Annotated in this window: 19 protein-coding genes; 7 read left to right on the top strand and 12 right to left on the bottom strand. The window is 54.2% G+C overall.

Features of this window, described 5'->3' with window-relative positions; all coding sequences use genetic code 11:
* Positions 1-3: 3 nt before the first annotated feature.
* From K0H81_RS14885 to rppH, 9 genes are all read right to left on the bottom strand, one after another.
* Positions 4-459, bottom strand: a complete 456-nt coding sequence (locus tag K0H81_RS14885; protein ID WP_220058827.1) for a protein YgfX — start codon at positions 457-459, stop codon at positions 4-6.
* On the bottom strand, positions 440-679 hold the full coding sequence (locus K0H81_RS14890) for an FAD assembly factor SdhE (protein ID WP_041406484.1): 240 nt from the start codon (positions 677-679) through the stop codon (positions 440-442). Before K0H81_RS14890 ends, K0H81_RS14885 begins: the two co-directional genes overlap by 20 nt.
* A gap of 76 nt (positions 680-755) precedes the next feature.
* Positions 756-1,664: a transcriptional activator NhaR gene (nhaR, locus tag K0H81_RS14895; protein WP_011864848.1), complete on the bottom strand. Its 909-nt coding sequence runs from the start codon at positions 1,662-1,664 to the stop codon at positions 756-758.
* A 20-nt stretch (positions 1,665-1,684) separates the two neighbouring features.
* Positions 1,685-2,068, bottom strand: a complete 384-nt coding sequence (locus K0H81_RS14900; protein ID WP_220058828.1) for a hypothetical protein — start codon at positions 2,066-2,068, stop codon at positions 1,685-1,687.
* On the bottom strand, positions 2,065-3,240 hold the full coding sequence (gene nhaA / locus K0H81_RS14905; protein ID WP_220058829.1) for a Na+/H+ antiporter NhaA: 1,176 nt from the start codon (positions 3,238-3,240) through the stop codon (positions 2,065-2,067). The genes K0H81_RS14900 and nhaA overlap by 4 nt, the downstream gene beginning before the upstream one ends.
* A gap of 306 nt (positions 3,241-3,546) precedes the next feature.
* Positions 3,547-4,398, bottom strand: coding sequence for a thymidylate synthase (locus K0H81_RS14910; RefSeq protein ID WP_144201092.1), 852 nt, complete (start codon positions 4,396-4,398; stop codon positions 3,547-3,549).
* A gap of 115 nt (positions 4,399-4,513) precedes the next feature.
* Entirely contained in the window at positions 4,514-5,308 is a 795-nt protein-coding gene (locus K0H81_RS14915) for a sulfite exporter TauE/SafE family protein (protein ID WP_144201090.1), read from the bottom strand.
* A gap of 91 nt (positions 5,309-5,399) precedes the next feature.
* Complete coding sequence (gene ptsP / locus K0H81_RS14920) at positions 5,400-7,631, bottom strand: phosphoenolpyruvate--protein phosphotransferase (RefSeq protein WP_220058830.1); 2,232 nt, start codon at positions 7,629-7,631, stop codon at positions 5,400-5,402.
* Between the two features lie 34 nt (positions 7,632-7,665).
* The gene (gene rppH / locus K0H81_RS14925; protein ID WP_011864842.1) at positions 7,666-8,190 is read right to left on the bottom strand and encodes an RNA pyrophosphohydrolase; all 525 of its coding nucleotides are present in this window, start codon (positions 8,188-8,190) and stop codon (positions 7,666-7,668) included.
* 694 nt (positions 8,191-8,884) lie between these two features.
* Between rppH and mutH the strand changes: the two genes are divergently transcribed.
* Both mutH and K0H81_RS14935 read left to right on the top strand, forming a co-directional pair.
* Positions 8,885-9,556 carry a DNA mismatch repair endonuclease MutH gene (gene mutH / locus K0H81_RS14930; RefSeq protein WP_220058831.1) on the top strand — a complete coding sequence of 224 codons (672 nt, stop codon included), beginning with the start codon at positions 8,885-8,887 and terminating at the stop codon, positions 9,554-9,556.
* 339 nt (positions 9,557-9,895) lie between these two features.
* The gene (locus tag K0H81_RS14935) at positions 9,896-10,975 is read left to right on the top strand and encodes an adenylate/guanylate cyclase domain-containing protein (RefSeq protein ID WP_041406482.1); all 1,080 of its coding nucleotides are present in this window, start codon (positions 9,896-9,898) and stop codon (positions 10,973-10,975) included.
* Positions 10,976-10,977: 2 nt separating this feature from the next.
* Here K0H81_RS14935 and oxyR read toward each other — a convergent pair whose 3' ends face one another.
* The 3 genes from oxyR to mnmL all read right to left on the bottom strand — a co-directional run bounded on the left by oxyR (position 10,978) and on the right by mnmL (position 13,601).
* Entirely contained in the window at positions 10,978-11,895 is a 918-nt protein-coding gene (gene oxyR / locus K0H81_RS14940; RefSeq protein ID WP_011864839.1) for a hydrogen peroxide-inducible genes transcriptional activator OxyR, read from the bottom strand.
* Between the two features lie 231 nt (positions 11,896-12,126).
* A complete protein-coding gene (locus tag K0H81_RS14945) occupies positions 12,127-12,492 on the bottom strand; it encodes an Hpt domain-containing protein (RefSeq protein WP_011864838.1) in 366 nt (121 codons plus the stop codon).
* Positions 12,493-12,665: 173 nt separating this feature from the next.
* Positions 12,666-13,601, bottom strand: a complete 936-nt coding sequence (gene mnmL / locus K0H81_RS14950; RefSeq protein ID WP_220058832.1) for a tRNA modification radical SAM protein MnmL/YtqA — start codon at positions 13,599-13,601, stop codon at positions 12,666-12,668.
* A gap of 487 nt (positions 13,602-14,088) precedes the next feature.
* On the opposite strand from mnmL, the gene gltB reads away from it, so the two are divergent.
* The 5 genes from gltB to K0H81_RS14975 all read left to right on the top strand — a co-directional run bounded on the left by gltB (position 14,089) and on the right by K0H81_RS14975 (position 22,078).
* Complete coding sequence (gene gltB, locus K0H81_RS14955) at positions 14,089-18,537, top strand: glutamate synthase large subunit (protein ID WP_220058833.1); 4,449 nt, start codon at positions 14,089-14,091, stop codon at positions 18,535-18,537.
* A 5-nt stretch (positions 18,538-18,542) separates the two neighbouring features.
* Entirely contained in the window at positions 18,543-19,952 is a 1,410-nt protein-coding gene (locus K0H81_RS14960) for an FAD-dependent oxidoreductase (RefSeq protein ID WP_220058834.1), read from the top strand.
* Between the two features lie 836 nt (positions 19,953-20,788).
* On the top strand, positions 20,789-21,133 hold the full coding sequence (locus K0H81_RS14965) for a YggL 50S ribosome-binding family protein (RefSeq protein WP_220058835.1): 345 nt from the start codon (positions 20,789-20,791) through the stop codon (positions 21,131-21,133).
* Between the two features lie 70 nt (positions 21,134-21,203).
* Positions 21,204-21,599 (top strand): hypothetical protein, encoded by a 396-nt coding sequence (locus tag K0H81_RS14970; RefSeq protein ID WP_144201074.1) that lies wholly within the window; start codon positions 21,204-21,206, stop codon positions 21,597-21,599.
* A 17-nt stretch (positions 21,600-21,616) separates the two neighbouring features.
* On the top strand, positions 21,617-22,078 hold the full coding sequence (locus K0H81_RS14975) for a GNAT family N-acetyltransferase (RefSeq protein ID WP_220058836.1): 462 nt from the start codon (positions 21,617-21,619) through the stop codon (positions 22,076-22,078).
* The last annotated feature ends 283 nt before the right edge of the window (positions 22,079-22,361 follow it).

The following is a 22,361-nucleotide window of genomic DNA, read 5'->3' on the forward strand; positions in this document are numbered from 1 at the left end:
GCGTTAGCCAAATCTCAGTAGCAGGCGACACAGGTGCCGATAACCTGTGTCGTCAAACATATCCCGCCATAAGATAACCAGGCGTTTCTGCTCTCCCTCGTATAACCAGAACAACACTACCAAGGGGCTCACCCAAATCCTGCGATAACTAAGCTGTTGTTCGATTGCTTCGTCAACCTGCTGCACTTGCGTATGCGAATCTAACTCGTCGTGGATAAAACCAATTCTGCCCGACTCATCCAGCCAAAAGGCTAGAGACCAACGTCTTAGCGCAATAAACTGATAGAGGAAGAAAGTGATTGTAGCCGTTAACAGGCCATACTTGAGGGTGAGAAACCAGAGAGAGGCAATTGGCGGCCAGACCAGAAAAGCACTCAGGCACAGGGCCGCAAAACAGACCAGCGAGAGTCGCTGGTCGAAGGAGACTGTCAGGTGAAAGTTATGGCGCCGCCCGGCCACGAACTTTGACCACCATGTCGGCGAGCTGCGGGTCTGGACAGGCCTCATGGCCCATAAACCAGGCAAACAACTCAGGATCTTCACACTCTAACAGACGAACGAAAACCGCCTTATCATCTATAGACAGCTGTTCATATTGGGTCTCAACAAAGGGTTGAAACAATACATCAAGCTCTAACATGCCCCGTCGGCACGCCCATCTTACTCTGGCTATGTTCATTGGCTCTGACACACAACTACTCCCTTATTTTCGATTGGCGATAGTGTACCAGTTAGGCCGCCGGCTTCACACCGTTTTATAACCGCTCCACCTCGAGATCCTTACCGGCGAAGAGATCGCTAAAGTCGGTTTCCAGCAGGGATTTTACCGCCGGATGTTGGATCATCCGCTCGGCAAACATCACATGGTAGACCTCCTTGATATCGTCAGTCTCACCCAGAATCTGCATATCGTGGGCGAGAATATCCTGCTTATAGATAGATGGCGCCACGAAAATACCCTGCTTGAAGAAGCCAAATGCCTTCATCATGGCCGCATCATCGAACTCGCCGAGTATGGTGACATCCAGGCCATTCTCATCGAACCAGTGATGTAGTTGCTGGCCGAGCGAGGTGCGCTTGCCCGGGATCAACAACTTGCCCTCCTCCAGACAGGCGGGAAAGGGTTTGTCATAGGTGGTCGAAGAGAAAAACGCCACGCCGCACTCGCCAAGCTTCTTCGATAGGATCTCCGGATACTTGAGCGACTCTCCGGCGCAGTCGGATAAGATCATATCCAGCTTGTGGGCCCTTAAGCGCTCCATCAGGCTCTCGTGGGTCGCCTCATAACAGGCTAGATGCATGGAGCCATCGCTGGGCACAACCGAGAGCAGCACCCGACTGGCTAGCGCCTTAGAGAGTGCATCGGCGATACCCACCTCAAACAAGATATTATTATCCTTTTGATAATTCAGGATATCTAACATCTCATAGCTCAGGCTGAACATCTTATCGGCGTAGCGAAAGACCAGTTCGCCCAGCTCGGTGGGCTCGAGATTACGCCCCACCCGCTTAAACAGGGTGCCGTTGAGGCGCTGCTCGAGTACGCGGATCTGCCCTGTTACCGTTTGCGGGGTCAAACATAAGGTTTCGGCGGCCTTGGCCACCGAGCCCTTCTTATGCACCATCCAGAAATAATAGAGATGGTTATAGTTCAGATGCGACATCAAGGCTCGCGTCTCTCCTGCTATTTAAGACGTTGGCAATCCATCATGTTGTACATGACTTCGCTTAGCGTCTCTATCGAGTCTACCTTGCCCATATCCAAGGCCTCAGAAAGTCCCTGCACCAGGCTGTCGCGATCGGGCAGGCGTCCCTCGCAGTAGGTACGATTAGCCTCTTCAAAGCGCTTGCCACTGCGGTACTTGAGAGCACGGGACTCATACCCATTAGTCTCGACCCGCTTGCCCATCGCATTAGGCTTAAACATGAGGGCACCGTCGACAACCCCCTCCAAGTAATACTGACAGGCGACGCTGTTGACATCTTTATCGCACGCCTCTAGCTGGCTGGCATAGGCGCCCCCGGTCAAGCCGAATGAGAGCATGAGTGTCACGACGAGTTTTTTCATGATTTTTCTCCTTTCTCTGGAAGCACCTTAGATAACCAAAAATATCCTATCACCGCCGACATGATCGACCCGGTCAGAATGCCAAGCCGTGCCAGATCGCCGTAAGCCTCGCCATCGCCGATAAAGGCCAGGGATGAGATGAACATCGACATGGTAAAGCCGATACCGCACATCACGGCCACGGGGGCGATATGACGCCAGCCCATGCCATCTGGCAATGCAGCCAGCTTAAGCTTGACCGCCACGAAGCTAAACAGCAGTACCCCAAGCGGTTTACCCAGCAGTAGGCCAAGAGCGATACCCACAGGCACAGGAGATAACAGATCCCCAAGGCTCATGCCCGACAGATCGACCCCGGCATTGGCAAAGGCAAAGATAGGCAATATGACAAAGGTGCTCCATGGGTGCAGGCTATGCTCAAGATGTTCTGACGGTGAGCTACCATCTTTGGCCCGCAGCGGAATACAGAATGCGATGATCACACCGGCCAGGGTAGCGTGTACCCCAGATTTGAGCACGGCGATCCAGAGGATCAGGCCCACCACCCCATAAGGAGCAAGCGCGGTCACGCCCTTACGATTTAGCCCCACCAAGATCACTATCGCCAGCGCAGCAACCACTAAGCTGATGGCAGAGAGATCTGTGCTATAGAACATGGCGATGATCACCACTACGCCCAGGTCATCTATGATGGCCAGCGCCAGCAGGAAGACCTTAAGCGCCACCGGCACTCGGCTACCCAGCAGCGCCATGATACCCAGCGCGAAGGCAATATCGGTCGCGGCAGGAATAGCCCAGCCCGCCTGGGTAATAGGATCTGCATAATTAAAGATCAAGTAGATCGCTGCGGGGAAGATCATGCCACCTATGGCGGCAAAGGTTGGCAAGGATGCCTGCTCGCGGCTCGACAATGCGCCTTCCAGCAACTCACGCTTCACTTCCAGGCCGATCAACATGAAGAACAGCGCCATCAGGCCGTCGTTAATCCAGTGGATCAGCGTCTTATCAATATCCAGACTGCCCACACGCACCTGCATCTCTGTGTGCAGGAAGCCTTGATACAGACCTGATAGCGGGGAGTTCGCCATTATCATCGCCAAGATAACGGCCGCCATCAATAAGATGCCACCGGCCGATTCCTGGCTCAGAAAATTTCTAATCGCCTTTTCCATAAATAAACTCCAAAAACACTTAATGTATTGAGTCTAGCGGAATGCAACCTAGCTGAATAATCGTTTGCATCGGCATTAAACATCGGTAATTCCGAGGTATTAAGTGTAGTCAGTCACCGCTGACTAATCAATAGCATGCAGTTTTACTTAGCGGGAGTGGCGATTAAAACCATATGTGACAGGGATCACAGGCAGATTAAGATTGAAAGGGAGATTTTTTATGCAGAATAAATTAATAAAGCGCGGCGACTCACAAAGAGTCTGCCGCGCCTTACCTCAGAAATTCCTCAGTCTTAAGGATGACACTTAAACAGAGAAGGGATACTGAATCGCCTCGTGGTGCTGATAACCAGTCACCTCGAAATCGTCCATGGTGACCCAGGTCTCGAGATCTTCCAGCGACTTGATATCCGGATTGATGCTTAGCTTAGGCGACGGGAAGGGCTCGCGCTTAAGCTGCACCTCCTGCATCAGGGGTAACTGATCTTCATAGATGTGCGCATTGACTATCTTATGGTAGGCCTTACCCGGTTTGTGACCTGTGATCTGCGCCACAATCGCCAGCAGGGCAAACACCTGCACCTGATTGAAGTTTAGCCCTAGGGGAACGTCGCAGGAGCGCTGGAAACTGTTGAGGTATAAGGTATCGCCCAGCAAAGAGAAGTTATGGGTGTGCATGCAGGGACGCAGACAGCCCATATGAAATTCACCTGGATTGTAGAAGCTTAAGATCTCGCCGCGATCATCGACTCCTTTAGACAGGTTGTCGATTATCTTTCTTAGCTGATCTACTGTGCCGCCATCTGGCTTTGCCCAGGCTCTGCCCTGCACCCCGTAAACCCGGCCCATATCGTCATGACCCTTACGGTGAGGGTTATTCAGCCAAGCGCTGTTTTCATTGGCGTTGGCATCCCAGGTCTTGGCGCCCAATTTTCTGAAGTCGGCGGCATTGTCATAGCCCCTGAGGTAACCCAGCAGCTCGGCAATCGCCCCCTTCCAGAAACTCTTACGCGTGGTGATCAGGGGAAACTCGTTGGCGGCCACATCATATTCCAGATCGGCATTGATCACGGTTAAACAGCGCTTTCCCGTGCGCTCGTTTTCAACCCAGACGCCCTCATTGATGATTCGTTCACATAATGCCAAATACTGTTTCATCTTATCCTACTTATCATTGTTGCTTGGATGGGGACTTTAGCGCCCTTCCCTAATCGAGTCTTAATCTAGCTTTAGCCGAGCCTTTGTTCTATCAACCGCTTTTTTACGGCCATCTCTAGCTGAGGGCTAACTTGATCCCGGTAAAGAATAACATGATGGCGAAGATTTTCTTCAATCTTGCCGTGGGCCAGACACTGGCCGCCTTCGCCCCCAGTGGCGCCGTCAACATAGAGGTGCAGACGATGCCGAACAAGGCGGGTAGATAGATATAGCCTAGGGTGTATTCGGGCAGCCCTTGAGTCGCCCAGCCAGCAAACACATAGCTGAGACTACCAAACAGGGCGATCATCAGCCCTGTCACCGAGGAGAAACCTATGGCGTGGCGCATCTGCACGCCGCACCAGGTCAAAAATGGGATAAACAAGATGCCGCCGCCTATGCCCATTAGTGCGGCTATGATGGCGACAAACATTGCGGTAACAAACAGAGAGGGACTCGCGGGTAAGCTACGCTCGCCCTCTGCCGCCTTAAAGGGAAACACCATCTGCAGCGCCATCAACACCAAGAAACCAGCAAATACCTGCTTGAGTAGCTGAGCAGAAAACAGCGAGGAGATAAAACCTGCGGACAGGGCACCAACTATTAAGCCCGGCAGCATGATGGTGAGTAGATGCCAGGGAATATTACCGCGGGCATGATGAGCCCGGGCAGATGAGGCCCCGGTTAGAATGATCGCCGCCAGCGAGGTGGCAATAGCCACATGGGTCAAATGCTCAGGCACCACGCCCGCCATGGGCAGAAGAAACAGCAATACAGGTACGGCTATCACGCCACCGCCAATGCCTAACAGGCCCGCCATAAAACCGATGAAGGCCCCCAGGGCAATACAACTGACAACTATGGTGAACATGTAACCTCGACGGCAGTGGCGAAAGGAGGCATTAGCTTAAAGGAATTACCGACAGATTGAAATTGCCTAACGCTCACAGAGAGAAACTCACTTATAGGAATTCGTCCAGACCTTTCTCTTTCAGATACAGCGTCAGCAGTTCCCTCACCTCGAAGCCGTTGGTGAGTGACAACGCCTGGGCAAGCAGCTCACTCAAGTCCTGATAGGACACCCTACGGATCAGATAATTGATCTTGGCAAGACTGCCCTGGTTCATACTCAGCTGGGTATAGCCCATGGCGACCAGCAGCAATACGCCCATGGGTTCGCCTGCCAGCTCGCCACAGACGCTGATCGGCAGGCGATACTCTCGGCACGCCAGCCTCGCCTGGGTCAGCGCCCGTAAAATGCCCGGATGATAGGAGTCATACAGGGTACTGACTCTTGGATTGTTTCTATCGACCGCCAGCAGATATTGGGTCAGGTCGTTCGAGCCGACAGAGATAAAGTCGACCCGTTTGGCAACCTCTTCGAGCTGAAACAATAGTGCAGGCACCTCCAGCATTATGCCTATCTTAGGCCGCTGCAGGTCTGGATGAACATCTTGCTTCACCTCGAGATAAGCCTGCTCCAGATAGGCGATGGCCTGATCTATCTCGTCCAAACAGCAGACCATGGGCAGCAGAATATGCAGCTGCTCACCGCCCCCCGAAGCATTGAGCATGGCTCTGAGCTGCACCAGAAACAGCTCGGGATGATCCAGCGTCAGACGGATCCCGCGCCAGCCGAGGAAAGGGTTCTCCTCGATAATAGGCAGATAAGACAATGGCTTGTCACCGCCCACATCCAGGGTGCGCATCACCACGGGACGCCCAAGCGCCGCATTCAACACCTGACGATAGACCTCGACCTGTTCGGCCTCGCTGGGGAAACGGGTCTGCAACATGAAAGGGATCTCGGTGCGATACAGGCCGACGCCGTCGGCGCCCTCGGCGATCTCCGAGGCCAGGCTGCTTAACAGCCCGGCATTAAGATAGAGATGAATTCGGCGCTCATCTAAGGTCAATGCAGGCTTAGACAGCTCCTCGGCATAACGTTTCTGCAGCGCCTTCTCCGCCGAGATCAGGCTGCGATACTCACCGATCAGCGTCGGTGTGGGCGAGATCAGCACCTGTCCGCGGTTGGCGTTTAGGATCAGCTGTTTGCCATCGATACCGGCATTGAGGATCCCCTCGACACCTATCACCGCCGGGACGCCGAAGGCGCGCGCTAAGATAGCCGCGTGGGAGTTAACCCCACCTAGCTCTGTTACTATGCCCACCAGCTTGTGCTGGGGGAACTCGGCGAGCATGGTCGCCGTGGCTTCCTTGGTCACCAGGATCACGGGCACATCCAGTTCCAGCTGCATCTTCTGCGGCTCGATCAGCTCACGCAGCACCCTCTGGCCCAGATCGCGAATATCCGTCGCCCGTTCCTGCATATAAGGGTCTTGCATCTGCTGGAAATGATCTATGTAGCGCAGCGACACCCGGCTCACCGCCGAGATAGCCGTCCAGCCCGCCTGGATCTCCCGCCCATATTCACCGCCCAGGCTGGTATCATCCAGCAGCAGTTGCAGGGCGGAGAAGATAGACTGCACCTCTTTCTCATTTTCGCCATCGAAGCGCTGTGACAGGGCGCTCAGGGTGTTGCGACAGGCATCCAGCGCCTGACTCAGGGCCTGTAATTCTTCGTCAACCTGCTGGGTGCGACGCCCCTGCTGCTCAAGGGGGATCTCGCCCCCCAGCACCATAGCGTGAGCGATCACCACGCCACTGGCCGCCGAGGTGCCGGTATAGACACACTTGTCCGGCGCCGATTTCACCTCGGCCTTCTTACGCTGCTCACGCACCGCCACCGCCAACTGGGCGGCGAGCGTCATCAGGAAGGCCTCTTCGGCCTCGCTAAACTGGCGCGCATCGGCCTGCTGCACCACCAGCACGCCTAGGATTAATTTCTGATAAATGATGGGGACGGCGAGAAAGGCACGAAAATCTTCCTCGTCGACTTCGGTGAATAGCTTAAATCTGGGGTGTTGCTGAGCATCAGCCAGGTTGACCGGCTCTTCGCGTTCGGCTACCAGACCGACCAGGCCCTGGCTCATGGGCATCTTGACCTTGCCCACGGCTCTCGGGTCCAGGCCATCGGTGGCCGACAGCACCAGCTCCTGCTCTTCCAGGATATAGATGGAGCAACACTGGGTCTCCATCGCCGACTTGGTCTGGCTGACAAGCAAAGAGAGGGCTGATTGAAGATCATCGGCTGCGGCTACGGCCTGAGTGATGTCTCTGAGCGTCTTTAACACAGCCTACCTCTCCCTCTATTACTTGCCATCTTAGCTACCTGCGGCGACCTCTTCTTCTGCCGCCTTGAGTATTTTCCTGGGCCTGAAACGGCAAGGCCGTCGGCGCAAACTCTTTCATTACCTTTCGGTACACGTCTCGTTTAAAGGATACCACCTGTCTGACCGGATACCAGTAACTGACCCAACGCCAGTCATCAAACTCCGGGTGGCCGCTTGCCGCCAGATCGATGGCAGACTCCTGACTCTTCAACTGTAATAGAAACCACTTCTGCTTCTGTCCGATACATAAGGGTTTACTGTCTTGCCTAATTAACCGTTTAGGTAATCTATAACGCAACCAGGAACGAGTTGAGGTTAACACTTGCACATGTTCAGGCCTTAACCCAACTTCTTCATACAACTCCCGATACATGGCTTGCTCGGCGCTTTCGCCTTCATCCACGCCACCTTGCGGAAATTGCCAGGAATGTTGACCAAATCTTCTGGCCCACATCACCTGCCCAAAGCGATTACAGATAATGATGCCTACATTTGCACGAAAGCCGTCACTATCAATCACATGGACTCCAAAATGAAATATTCTAATGAATCGATTGTTTCACAAAGCGGCGTCGGCGGCAATTCCCCATTAACAGATATTGTTTGGATAAAAAACTAAAATTTTTACTTTTATCAACAGAGCCTGGCGAGCAAACTCGGGGATATCCACAAAATCTGTGGATATCTCTGTTTGAAACTCAGTTAAAATTGTCAATTTAGCCAAATCACAGATCAAAACCCAAGCAGATACCAGCCGAAATTCAAACGGTAAATAACTGTAATTAAATAAAAATTAATTATTCACACTATGAGATCATTTGTTCACACTCAGAGATCGCACAAAAAACACCCAAAGCCTGTGTCAAGTAAAAAACCAAATAAAGCCCCCAAAGGTTATTCACAGACAAATAGATTTATCGACTCTTACAGCGGAAAAATGTCATCAAAATCCCCTTGACAAGGGTTTTTTTATTCTGCCCTGTGACAGACTTATTCAGTTATCCAATAAATCTGTGGATAAGTGTGTTGGAAAGGGTGGGGAAATCACAGAGTAACTTAAATAACTCTCGATGAACCTAAATGAACAACCTAGCTAAAGCGATGTTTTTCAGTCACTTAATTTAAAAAGGCTCAAGGATCTCCTTGCCCTAAAAAGATCGCACAATTTTTAACCTCGATTGATTAAGTGCATAACTCGGGTAAAATCCCTCCCCATGAAAAGTAAAATTCTTCCCCCCGAATCCCTCGACGAGCTGATGCAGCGCGCCCAGGAGATGGCCGGACTCTCTCTGGGGCAGCTGGCCGAGCTTCACCATGTCGCCGTGCCGAGCAACCTGAAACGAGACAAAGGCTGGATAGGCCAGCTTATCGAACTCGAACTGGGGGCCACCGCCGGCTCTAAGCCGGAGCAGGACTTTCTCCATCTCGGCGTCGAGCTCAAAACCATCCCTGTGGATGAATCGGGTAAGCCGCTAGAGACCACCTATGTCACCGTCGCCCCGCTGATGAATATCAACGGCCTCAGATGGCAGGAGAGTCTGGTGTACCACAAGCTACAGCGGGTGCTGTGGATCCCGGTAGAGGGCATTCGCCACAAGCCGATTGGCGAGCGGCGCATCGGCAGTCCCATCCTCTGGACCCCGAGCGAAGAAGAGATGGCGCAGATACGTCAGGACTGGGAAGAGATCATGGAGCTTATCGCCTTAGGCAAGGTCGAGCAGATCACCGCCCGTCACGGCGAGGTGCTGCAGCTCAGGCCCAAAGGCGCCAACAGCCGCGCGCTCACCCAGAGCATAGCGCAGGATGGTCAGGTTAAACTCACCAACCCGCGGGGCTTCTATCTTAAGATCCCCTTCACCCAGCAGATTTTGAGCCGCTATTTCTAGGCGATTTGAGCTGGCCAGTCGTGGCTATTCGAATCGCTATTTAAAGGTGATTCGAACCGCAATTTTCCTTCTAGTTAAAAGGGGTGACAGAGAAGGGTCATTTCTCACACTTTAGACTTTTAGATAGTCGACAAAGTGCGCCCCTTTCTGTCAGCATTCCCCAAGAAAAAAACAATCACCACGGTCACTTAACACTTGTTCAACATAAATTTGTCGCTTTTTTGGCACATCTAGACTTCATTTGACTTAGATCACAAATATCACTGGAAATTGTAGGGGTGTTTTCTATACACTAGCGCATCCTGAGATTTGTGCAGCATTTAGGAATTTTCTGTCACTGTGAGAGCACGCATTCAAGCAAAGAAGCTCGTATTTGCCATTTTCGCTTGGGCTATTGCCATGGCGGCCTTTGTGTTTTTCCGCTATGCGCAAACACCAGAGCTGCCCCAATGGGCGGTAGGCACAGCCGATCTCGCGACCCTGGCGATCTATATGGGGATCATCTTTGGTAGTCTGCACTGGATGTCGAACCTGATCGCCGACTTTAGCGCCATCAATCGCCTGCCCTATCTGTTTTCGGTGATCTTCAAGGGACTCTTCCTCTTGCTTGGGGCGACCACCCTCGCCTACATGACCCAGTTCCTCAACATGTGGGCCATTGAGAACCATATGTCGACCCTCAGGCAGATGTTGACCGCACATATTCTCTACAGCCCCTCGTTCCAGGCCCTGATCATCTACCTGGTGGTGGTGCGTGTCGGCCTGGCCTTCATCGAGCAGATGGCGCTGTTAGTTGGCCCACGTATTCTGTTTAATATCGGCCTGGGTAAATACCACAGGCCAAGGTACGAACAGCGCCTGTTTCTCTACCTGGACATGGTGGCCTCGACCACCCACGCGGAATCTCTGGGTGACTATCGCTTCAGTCGCCTGATCCAGGACTGCTTCAGCCTGTTATCGGACACTGTGGTCAACAACGACGCCGAGATCTACCGCTACATGGGCGATGCCGTGCTGATCCACTGGCCACTGGAAAACGGCATCATAGAAGATCGCAGCTTCAATATTTATTATGAGTTCAGCCAGCAACTTAACTGGCAGCGCAAGTATTTCGAAGAGCAGTATGGTTTCGTGCCTAAGTTTAAGGCGGCGGCCCACTGTGGTCAGGTGGTGGCGGCTGTGGTTGGGGTGCAGAAGCAGGAGATCAGCTTCTTCAGCGATGTGCTCAATACCCTGGCGAGGCTTCAAGATCAGTGTAACCCTCTGGGGCAGCGGATGTTGATCTCAGGCTCACTGCAGTCGCTTATCGATACTGGCGACAGTCACTACGACTTTACCAACCTTGGTCCAATCAAACTCAAGGGGAAACAACACTCTATCGAGGTGTATGGCGTTTCCCCCAAGGGTAGCAATAGTTAAAACTAACTTTCCGCCTCCGCCTGTTCCAACAAGCTTTGAATCGCCTTGCCTAAGGTTCTAAAGGTCATGATACGGCTGGAGGTCTGACGCCAGACCAGGCCGATATCCCGGTAAGGCGCCTCGCCCGGTGGCGTCAGGGCGGTGAGATCCGTATCGTTCAAAATCCCCGCATCTATCGCCATCTGTGGCAAGAAGGTGGTCCCCAGCTTGCTGTTTACCATCTGCACCAGTGTGTGCAGACTCGTCGCCGCGAAAGGGTTGATCTTGTCGCTATCGGCCAGACTGCAGGCGCTGATGGCATGGCCGGTAATACAGTGTTCCGACTGCAACAGGAAGATGCTCTCATCGGGCAGCGCCTTGTAATCTATGGGCTGGTGCACCTCACTGCTGAGCTCCTTATGCATCACCAGCTTGAAGGGATCTATTCCCACCTTCATGCTGTGGTAACCACTGGTGTCGGCCGGCAGAGCCAGCAGCAACAGATCCAACTCGCCCTTACCCAGGGCGTCCAAAAGCCGCTCCGTGGTGTCTTCCTTCAAAAACAGCGTTAGCTCAGGATATTCCTGCTGGCAATGCTTCACCACCCGGCTAAGCAGAAATGGCGCGATGGTGGGAATACAGCCCAGGCGAATATCCCCTGTCATCGGCTGCCCCTGATGCTTAACCAGTTCCACCAGATCGTCGACGTCGGTCAGCAGCTTACGGGAACGCTGCACCACCTCCTCGCCGATGGCGGTGAAGATGAAGGATTTATGATCGCGCTCGATCAGTTGATGACCCAGCTGCTCCTCCAGGTTTTGAATCCCACTCGACAGGGTCGACTGGCTCACGTGGCACAGCTTGGCCGCGCGATTAAAATTCTGTTCCTGATAGAGATTGACCAGATAGTAAAGGTTTTTCAGGCTCGGCAGATGTTTCATAAAATCGATTACCAACTTCCATTTACATTCAATTACTCAATCTAACTCTAGCACAAGCGGCTCCGGGATTAACCCTCTCTTTTGCCAGAATTGTGAAGCGCTGCCCAAAAGCGGCCAAATAGTGCACAAACAAAAACGCCCCCGATGATCTCTCATCGAGGGCGTTATCAATCTTTGCTGGCTTTTATGTACAGGCTTTAGCGTACAGGCTTGGCCTACTACTTTGCCGTTTTATGCCTTAGATTCCAGGTAAGCCTTCAGCTCGGCCAGATCTTGGCTGGCGTTGTCCACGATCACCTGCAGCCAGGTGCCGTGCTCAGCTGGCCACTCGGCCGCCTCACCGTGTTGCAGTAGCTGAGCATACTGCTGGATACGTTTCAGTCCCACAGAACCGGCAGCGCCTTTGAACTTGTGCGCCTCAGAACATAAGGTATCTTTGTCTTGTGCTTCCTTAGCGTTGACCAGGTTGCCAACATACTCCGGCATCAACTGTTCAAACAAGACGACACTCTTTAGCAGAGTGCCCGCACCGATAGCGCTGCAGTACTGCTCAAGTGTGTTGAGATCCAATATTGATTCTAACTCGGCTGTTGCCATCTTAAGGCACCTCTCGAAAAAAGCTGACGGGACAAGAATAAAATTCACCCCATAATAGCGCCTAGAATGACGGGCGCAACTAATTGAAGCATATGCAAGTTAAATACCTCCTTATTTAACCTTTCATTAACCATGCGTTAAATTAATTGCTCAATTGTTCACGTTTTTTGCGCCTAAACCGACAATTGATCACCTGCCGAATCGGTCAAATAATGACCCTGACCGCCCAGGCGTTCCAGGTTCTTGACGATGGCCACCAACCCCTCCCAGCGATAGGCACACCAGTCGGGTGCCAGCAGCATAGGTTTCTTGGCATAGGCGGTAACACGATGAAAAATCACCTCTTTAGGCGTGAGACGAATCAGCTCGCCGACGCTCTCTGCGTAGGCTTCCTGGGTCAATAAACTCATGCGCCCGGCCCGCCAGGCCTTGGCCATGGTGCTGCCCTCGACGATATGCAGTGGATGAATTTTGAGCCCATCGACCCCAGCATCCAGCACCGCCCTGTGACTGGCTAAAAAGTCCTCATGGTTCTCACCAGGCAGCCCTAAGATCAGGTGGGTACACACCTTTAATCCCGCCTTTCTCGCCCGGGTGACAGTATCACGATACTCCTCGAAACCATGCCCGCGATTGATCCGCTTAAGCGTCTCAAGGTTGGCACTTTGCAGGCCGAGCTCCAGCCACACCTCCAGGCCACGGGCTTGATAACCGGCCAGCAGGGCGATCACCTCGTCGCTGACACAATCGGGACGGGTGCCGACACACAGGCCGACGATATCGCTGTCGGCCACCGCCTCATCATAGCGCTGCTTGAGCAACTGATACTCGTCATAGGTGCTGGTGTAGGCCTGAAAGTAGGCGATGAACTTGCTGGATTTGCCCTGGGCGCGCACGCGGCCATTGGCCAGTTGCACGGCGATGCTGTCTACCGAGCCATGCTCATGGCTGAAGGAGGCCACATTACAGAAGGTACAGCCACCCCGTCCCAGGCTGCCGTCACGATTGGGGCAGGTAAACTTGGCATCCAGGGTCAGCTTCTTGAGGCGCTGGCCATACTGACGCTTGCAATGCAGGCCAAAGGTGTTGACATGGCTATCCAGTCCCACGGGGTATTCTCTCGTTCGATAAAAGGGCGGCGATTGTAACTGGCTTGATGGCGCCATTCTTGGTGCTACATCAATTTTTGGCGCCTTTCCCGGCGCGCCAGCTCACAAAGCTGGTGCAAACTTAGGGGCGCAGCACAGTATCGGCTAATACATTGGTCTAAGATTTGTTAAATAATTCACTGTATATGCAATAAAAATCACTTTTTTAGATTATAAGACAATAATCCTTTTTGTTACATTTTGGTAAAAAATATTCAGGACAACTTCCAAAATTCTTTTTATTCATAATGTTATACAGCAACTTTTACAGTTGACGTTAACGTAAGGTTAAATTATAAACCGTATTAAACGCCCTACCCTAGTCATACTTTATGCATAAATTTGAATTGACCTTTTACTAGGCAAAAGTTAATTTGGATGGTTCGGGTGCACATCAATCGCTTGAATTTCCCCGACGTAGTATTGGTTAGTATTAGGGAGTTTTTATATGAGCTTGTATCACCCCAGTTTTGAACGAGATAACTGTGGTTTTGGCTTAATCGCCCAGATGGATGGCGAAGCCAGCCATAGAATTGTACGTACAGCCATTCATGGCCTGGATCGCATGAAACACCGTGGTGGTATTGCCGCCGACGGTCGTACCGGCGATGGTTGTGGCCTACTTATGCAACTCCCCATTAAATTCTTCGAAGCCGTGGCCAGCGAGAACGACTGGCACCTGAGCCGTAAGTTTGCCGTGGGCATGCTGTTCTTAAGCCAAGATGAGGAAAAGGCCAACTACACCAAACGCACCCTGGAACGTGAGCTGGAGAAAGAGACACTGAGTGTGGCCGGTTGGCGTGAAGTCCCGGTCAACCCTGAGGTATTAGGCCCCATAGGCCAGGCCAGCCAGCCCAAGATCTGGCAGGTGCTGATCAACTCGCCCATAGGTTGGCGTGAGAAAGATCTCGAGCGTCGACTCTATATGGCCCGTCGCCGTCTCGAGCAGCAGATGACAGACTGTAAAGACTTCTATGTTGCCAGTCTCTCTGGCCAGGTGATCGTCTACAAGGGCCTGATGATGCCTGCCGATCTGCCGGCCTTCTATCCGGATCTGGCCGACATACGTCTGCAAAGCGCCATCTGCCTGTTCCACCAGCGCTTCTCAACCAATACCTCGCCCAAGTGGCCGCTGGCACAGCCGTTCCGTTATCTTGCCCACAACGGCGAGATCAACACCATAACCGGTAACCGTCAGTGGGCCCGCGCCCGCGCCTACAAGTTTAATGCCCCACTGCTGCCAGATCTGCAGCAGGCGGCGCCCTTCGTTAACGAGAGCGGCTCCGACTCTTCTTCACTCGATAACATGCTGGAGATGCTGCTTGCTGGCGGCATGGACCTCTACCGCGCCATGCGCTTGCTTATTCCGCCCGCATGGCAGAGTAACCCAGAGATGGACGACGAGTTGAAGGCCTTCTACGACTTCAACTCCATGCATATGGAGCCCTGGGACGGCCCGGCAGGCATAGTGATGACCAACGGCCGCCACGTGGCCTGCGCCGTCGACCGTAACGGCCTGCGCCCGTCACGCTATGTGATCACCAAAGACCGTATCCTGACCCTGGCCTCTGAGATCGGCATCTGGGACTATGCTCCGGACGAGGTGGTCGAGAAGGGCCGTGTCGGCCCGGGTGAATTGTTGGTGCTCGACACCCTCAACGGTCAGCTCTACTCCTCGTTTGAGATCGATAACGACCTCAAGCGCCGTCACCCCTACAAGGAGTGGATGGCCAAGAACAGTCAGACCCTGATCCCCGCCGAGCAGATGCCGAGCGAAGCCCAGGGCGTTTGCGAGTTCTCCGCCGATACCCTGCTGCAATACCAGAAGCAGTTCGGCTATTCTCGCGAGGAGCTTGAGCAGGTGATCTGGGTACTGGCCGAGAAAGGCGAAGAAGCCACAGGCTCCATGGGCGACGATACGCCTATGGCCGTGCTGTCGAAGAAGTCCCGTACCCTGTACGACTACTTCCGCCAGAAATTCGCTCAGGTGACCAACCCGCCAATCGATCCGCTGCGTGAAAAGCATGTGATGTCTCTGGCCACCTGTGTCGGCCGCGAGCAGAACCTGTTCAACGAGACCACGGGCCACGCCTACCGCGTGATGTTCAGCTCGCCTATCCTGCTCTACAGCGACTTCAACCAGCTGCTGGCACTGGATTCGACCTACTACCGCGCCAACACTGTCGATCTTAACTATGACCTCAGCGAAGGCTTAGAGGCAGCCATTCGCCGCGTCTGCGACGAGGCCGAGCGCCTGGCGCGTACCGGCACCACACTGCTGATCCTCTCCGACAGGGCGACCGACAAGAGTAAGCAGGTGATCCCCGCCGCCATGGCCGTGGGCGCCGTGCAGCGCGTGCTGGTCGACAAGAGCCTGAGATGCGACACCAACATCATAGTCGAAACCGCCTCGGCCAGAGATCCGCATCACTTCGCGGTGCTGCTGGGCTTTGGCGCCACCGCCATCTACCCTTATCTGGCCTACGAGAGCATCTCGGCACTGGCCAGCCGTCATGGCGTGCGCGAGACCCAGCAGCTGATGCTCAACTTCCGCCAGGGCATCGACAAGGGACTGCGTAAGATCATGTCTAAGATGGGGATCAGTACCGTTGCCTCCTACCGCTGTAGTCAGCAGTTCGAAGCCATAGGTCTCTCATCTGAGGTGGTTGAGCTCTGCTTCAAGGGTGTGGTCAGCCGCATCGAAGGCGCAAGCTTCGCCCTGCTGGAGAAAGATCAACAGACACTGCAAAAGCTCGCCTTCCAGCCCCATCAGCCGCTGCCTCAGGGCGGCCTGCTGAAATATGTTGAAGGCGGTGAGTACCACTGCTTCAACCCAGATGTGGTCAACACACTGCAGCAGAGCCTGCGCGATCAGGACTATGGCGTCTACAAGCGCTTCACCGAGTTGGTGGACGACAGACCCGTGGCGACCCTGAGGGATCTTTTCACCGTCAAGGGTGACAATCAGGCTGTCGAGCTCGACAAGGTCGAGGCCGCCGAGACCCTTTACCCAAGATTCGACAGCGCCGCCATGAGTATCGGCGCCCTCAGCCCAGAGGCCCACGAGGCGCTGGCCGTGGCCATGAACCGCCTGGGTGGTCGCTCCAACTCGGGCGAAGGCGGGGAAGATCCGCGCCGCTTCAACTCTGAGCGTAACTCGGCCATCAAGCAGATCGCCTCGGGCCGCTTCGGCGTCACGGCGCACTATCTGGTGAACGCCGAGGTGCTGCAGATCAAGGTCGCCCAGGGCGCCAAGCCCGGCGAAGGCGGTCAGCTGCCTGGCGACAAGGTGAGTGTAGAGATCGCCGCGCTGCGTAACGCGCGCCCAGGCGTCACCCTGATCTCGCCACCGCCACACCATGATATCTACTCCATCGAAGACTTGGCTCAGCTGATCTTCGACCTCAAGCAGATTAACCCCAAGGCGATGATCTCGGTCAAGCTGGTATCCGAGCCAGGCGTCGGCACCATCGCCACCGGCGTGGCCAAGGCCTATGCCGACATGATCACCATCTCTGGCTACGATGGTGGCACGGGCGCCAGCCCTATCACCTCGGTGAAATATGCCGGTAGCCCGTGGGAGCTAGGTTTGGCTGAGGTGCATCAGTCGCTGGTCGCCAACGGCCTGCGCCACAAGATCCGCCTGCAGGTGGACGGTGGCCTCAAGACGGGGACAGACGTGATCAAGGCGGCCCTGCTGGGCGCCGAAAGCTTCGGCTTCGGTACCGTGCCTATGATCGCCCTGGGTTGTAAGTACCTGCGTATCTGCCACCTGAACAACTGCGCCACCGGCGTGGCGACCCAGAACAAGCAGCTGAGGGACAATCACTACCACGGCCTGCCCGAGCGCGTGATGACCTACTTCGAGTTTATGGCCCGCGAGATCCGCGAGTGGATGGCCGCTCTCGGGGTGACCGAGTTCGAACAGCTCGTAGGGCGCAGCGACTGGCTCGCGGCGCTTGAAGGCGCCACAGACAAGCAGCAACAGCTGGATCTGTCCGCCATCCTCTACAAACCAGAGGTACCAGAGGGCTGCGCCCTCACCTGGCGCGAGACCAACCCGACCGACGACAAGGGCGAGCTTAACCAGAAGATTTTGAACCACTGCCAAGCAGCCGTCGATCAGGGCGAGCCACTGACCGCGCGCTTCGAGATCAACAACACCGACCGCTCGGTAGGCGCGGCGCTGTCTGGCTACATTGCCACCAAAGTCGGCCGTCAGGGTGCCAAGGCGCCGATACAGCTTAACTTCAGCGGCAGCGCGGGCCAGAGCTTCGGCGTCTGGAACGCCCCGGGCCTATCACTGGATCTGTGCGGCGATGCCAACGACTATGTAGGCAAAGGCATGTCGGGCGGCAAGATCACCCTCTATCCGCCTGTGGGTAGCATGTTCCAGAGCGAAAAGAGCGTCATCCTGGGCAACACCTGTCTCTACGGCGCCAGCGGCGGTAAGCTGTTTGCGGCCGGTCAGGCGGGCGAACGTTTCGCCGTGCGTAACTCGGGCGCCATCGCCGTGGTCGAAGGCCTGGGCGATAACGGCTGTGAGTATATGACTGGCGGCATCGTGGTAGTGCTGGGTAAGACGGGCGTTAACTTCGGCGCCGGCATGACGGGCGGCTTCGCCTATGTGTTCGATCGCTTCGGCCACTTCAACCGCCGTCTCAATACCGAGATGGTGGATATGCAGAAGGTGACGGCGCCGATACAGCAACAGCACCTCAAGGGGCTGATCGAAGAGCACGTTGCCGAGACCGGCAGCGAGCACGCCAAGATGTTGTTAAACGATTTTGAAAACTGGATCGATTGTTTCGTCCTGGTCAAGCCTAAGAATGTGGCGCTCGATGATCTCCTGCGTCTGGAACAAACTGAACCTGCATTAGCAGTGGTAGCGGGGTAATGGCCATGAGTAATGATTTTCAATTTATTGAAGTAGGCCGTAAGGATCCGACCAAGCATGACGCCAAGCATCGCGCCACGCAGTTTATCGAGATCTATCAGCCCTTTGCACAGCCTCAGGTTAACGAGCAGGCAGACCGCTGCCTAGACTGTGGTAACCCTTACTGTGAGTGGAAATGCCCGCTGCACAACTATATCCCCAACTGGCTGAAGCTGGCCAAACAGGGACGCATACTCGAGGCGGCCGAGCTGGTCCATGAGACCAACACACTGCCTGAGATCTGTGGCCGCGTCTGTCCCCAGGACAGGCTGTGTGAAGGCGCCTGTACCCTCAACGACGACTTTGGCGCCGTCACCATAGGCAATGTGGAGAAATACATTACCGACACCGCCATCGCCCAGGGCTGGCGCCCGGACATGAGCAAGGTGGTCAAGCGTCAGGAACGCGTCGCCATCATAGGCGCGGGCCCCGCCGGCCTCGGCTGCGCCGACATCCTCGCCCGCAACGGCGTCAAGGCGGTGGTGTTCGACAAGCATCCTCAGATAGGCGGCCTGCTCACCTACGGCATTCCCGCCTTCAAGCTGGATAAGTCTGTCATGGAGATTCGCCGCACCGTCATGGAAGGCATGGGCATAGAGTTCAAGCTGGGCGTCACCGTGGGCCAAGATATCGGCTTCGACACCCTACTGGCCGAGTATGACGCCGTCTTCCTCGGCATGGGCACCTACACCCCGATGAAGGCCGGGCTGGAAAACGAAGATGCCAAGGGCGTCTACCAGGCCCTGCCCTACCTGATTGGTAACACCCATAACGTCATGGGCACCACAGACGAAGAGACCCCTTACCTGAGCCTCGCCGGTCAGAAGGTAGTAGTACTCGGTGGCGGCGATACCGCCATGGACTGTGTGCGCACCGCCGTCAGACAGGGCGCCAGCGAGGTGACCTGCGTCTATCGCCGCGACGAGGCCAACATGCCGGGCTCACGCCGCGAGGTGCAAAACGCCCGCGAAGAGGGGGTCAACTTCCTGTTCAACCGTCAGCCGACGGCCATCAAAACCATTGACGGCGCGGTCAGTGGCATCGAATGTGTCGAAACCGCCCTGGGCGCACCGGACGACTCGGGTCGTCGTCGCCCAGAGCCGATCGAGGGCAGCGAGCAGCTGATCGAGGCCGATGCCATCATCATCGCCTTCGGCTTCCAGCCAAGCCCCGCCAAGTGGTTTGGCGACTATGGTATAGAGTTAGACCAATGGGGCCGCGTGGTGGCACCTAAGGTCGCCGATAACCCCTTCCAGACCAGCAACCCTAAGGTGTTCGCCGGTGGCGACATGGTGCGCGGCTCAGACCTTGTGGTCACCGCCATCGCCGAAGGCCGCGATGCGGCGCTCGGGATATTAAACAGCTTCGAGGCTTAAGTCTGAACCGGCTCAGTGTCTGAGCTGCACAGTTTGGCTTGTGATTGGCGCTTTAACTTTGAGTGAGAGTTAAAGCGCTTTTTTTTGCCTGGGGAAAACCAGCCTGGTTTTTTGGTGGTTTAACCTTCGCCCTCTTCGATATCTAATAATTTGATTTGAATTCGCACCTTCATGGTTATCTAACGCCTGCCCGGCGGGGGGTGTGCAGATACCCTTGTGAGACGCCGCAAGTACGCTCCCTGTAGGCTCTGCCGTTTCATCTGACCTCCAGGGAAGGAGGGAATGCCAAAAAATGTCGGGAACATTTTCGGCCCTGTCACGGAAGCTCACCAGTGTATCTACACTCGGTATCTAACGTCTCTTCGATTTAGCGGTATTTGATACGAGTAGCTAATCAGCTAAAGGGGGTCACTTCATGGCTGCCTAGCGCCTGCTCGGCGGGGGCGTGTGGGGATCTTATAGGTTGTAGCGTCTACCTGTCTGAGTGTTTGATGGATTGTTGAAGATCGCACCTTCATGGCAACCTAACGCCTGCCCGGCGGGGGTTGTGCAGATACGTCCGTGACACGCTGTACGCCATCCCTGGCCGCTCTGCGGTTTCATCTGACCTCCAAGGAGGGAGGGAATGCCGAAAAATGTCGGGAACATTTTCGGCCCTGTCACGGAACCTCACCAGTGTATCTACACTCGGCATCCAACGTCTCTTCGATTTAGCGGTATGTGATACAAGTAGCTAATAAACTGATTATTGTGGATATTTGTGAGGTGTCGATTTAAAGTGGGGCACTAGCCGAAATCTGTGGCTAAAAGACTCAGGCGTTATTCAGGGAGGATTGATGAAGATTAATAAGCTAGAAAACAAGTCGAAGCGTTTAAGAAAGAAGCTGTATTTGGGTGAGTTTGCCACCTTAGGCTTCTATGCCAATTGCCAACTCGATGCCGATCTGGGTGGCGATTTTGATACCTTCTTAGACGACATTATCGCGTTTATCGAAAGCAGAAATCTGATCGCCGGTGGTGGCGGCTCACCAGGAGAGATGAATCTGTTTCTCTGCTCCAATCAGCGTTATGGCTCTGCAACACAAGATGACAGAGCTGGGCTCCAGCAGTGGCTCGAACGTCATGAAAAGGTGAGCGCAGCACAAGTCGGCGAACTCGTCGACGCCAACTACCAGGCCTAGCCAACTATCGAGCCTAGTCAATTAGGCTCTTTGACTTCCCCTTGACTCTTTAAGCTGTGAATCAAGTATTTTGAAAGAACCTGACTATAAAACCTACTCGCTCGCCGAGCTTATTGAAGTGAAAGCAAATATAGATAAGACGGCTTACCCAGAGCGCTATCAGTCCCTCATCGACGAGATTGGCTTAAGGGAGCGCCATCCCGAACGCGAGCCCAAACGGGCAGAGGAAACTCAGGCCTCTCCACTATTCCTGATAAAAATCTTATTGGGCTTTGCTGTATTACCCTTTTCATGGCACCTAATTCAAGCATTCAAAACCGGAAGCATAACAAGCAGAGGCCATGTGGTTTACGATCTAGCCACGAATCCACCGGGGTTTTACTTAATCTTCTTTTGGCATTTAGCAGGTTTGATTTTTCTTATCTACTTTATTTGCTTTGGAAAGTTAGAAGAAAAAATCGAATAAACATAACGGAGCTTTAAATGGAACTTACTCTCCTGGCGGATGAACCCGCCGCCGCAGAAACCGTCGCCAAATGGTATTTCGACCAATGGTGCCTTGATTCGGGCAGGCACTCCTTCGAGTTTGTCCTTGAAAACGTCACCAAGGCAACCCGGCGGGACGATGCGCCCCTCTTGGTGCTTGCCAAGATAGATCACAAACTCGTTGGTGCAGCAGAACTAAAACTCCATGAGATGGAGATGTTTCCCGAATATCAACATTGGCTCGGCGGCGTCTACGTGAGAGCCGACGCCCGAGGACAGGGCATAGCATCCGCCCTAGTCAGCGAAGTGATACGCCTTGCCCGCGAGGCCGGCATCACACACCTCTACCTTCAAACCGAAGATCTCTCGGGCGGTTTGTATAACCAATTTGGTTTTAAATCACTACATGAGGTTGATTCAAAAGGAGTTCAGGTTTCGGTCATGATGGTGGAACTTTAATTTTCCCCTTTTAGTGAATGGAAGTCCTTTCAGGCTATAGCGTCTGGCTGTTTGGGTATTTGATGGATTATTGAAGGTCGCACCTTCATGGCAACCTAACGCCTGCCCAGCGAGGTCATGTGTTTGTTTTATAGGTTGTAGCGTCGACCTGTTTGAGTATTTGATGGACTATTGAAGGCCGTACCTTCATGGCAACCTAACGCCTGTCCGGCGGGGGGTGTGCAGATACGTCTGTGACACGCAGTCCGCCATCCCTGGCCGCTCTGCGGTTTCATCTGACCTC

Origin of the sequence: Shewanella halotolerans, from assembly GCF_019457535.1 — a bacterium.
GTDB classification, from domain to species: domain Bacteria; phylum Pseudomonadota; class Gammaproteobacteria; order Enterobacterales; family Shewanellaceae; genus Shewanella; species Shewanella halotolerans.

Coding starts and splice junctions, on each gene's coding strand:
- K0H81_RS14900 (WP_220058828.1), bottom strand. CDS start 2,068: ATGAAAAAACTCGTCGTGACACTCATGCTCTCATTCGGCTTGACCGGG.
- K0H81_RS14890 (WP_041406484.1), bottom strand. CDS start 679: ATGAACATAGCCAGAGTAAGATGGGCGTGCCGACGGGGCATGTTAGAG.
- K0H81_RS14915 (WP_144201090.1), bottom strand. CDS start 5,308: ATGTTCACCATAGTTGTCAGTTGTATTGCCCTGGGGGCCTTCATCGGT.
- K0H81_RS14945 (WP_011864838.1), bottom strand. CDS start 12,492: ATGGCAACAGCCGAGTTAGAATCAATATTGGATCTCAACACACTTGAG.
- K0H81_RS14965 (WP_220058835.1), top strand. CDS start 20,789: ATGAAGATTAATAAGCTAGAAAACAAGTCGAAGCGTTTAAGAAAGAAG.
- K0H81_RS14910 (WP_144201092.1), bottom strand. CDS start 4,398: ATGAAACAGTATTTGGCATTATGTGAACGAATCATCAATGAGGGCGTC.
- K0H81_RS14975 (WP_220058836.1), top strand. CDS start 21,617: ATGGAACTTACTCTCCTGGCGGATGAACCCGCCGCCGCAGAAACCGTC.
- mutH (WP_220058831.1), top strand. CDS start 8,885: ATGAAAAGTAAAATTCTTCCCCCCGAATCCCTCGACGAGCTGATGCAG.
- nhaA (WP_220058829.1), bottom strand. CDS start 3,240: ATGGAAAAGGCGATTAGAAATTTTCTGAGCCAGGAATCGGCCGGTGGC.
- K0H81_RS14960 (WP_220058834.1), top strand. CDS start 18,543: ATGAGTAATGATTTTCAATTTATTGAAGTAGGCCGTAAGGATCCGACC.
- nhaR (WP_011864848.1), bottom strand. CDS start 1,664: ATGTCGCATCTGAACTATAACCATCTCTATTATTTCTGGATGGTGCAT.
- oxyR (WP_011864839.1), bottom strand. CDS start 11,895: ATGAAACATCTGCCGAGCCTGAAAAACCTTTACTATCTGGTCAATCTC.
- gltB (WP_220058833.1), top strand. CDS start 14,089: ATGAGCTTGTATCACCCCAGTTTTGAACGAGATAACTGTGGTTTTGGC.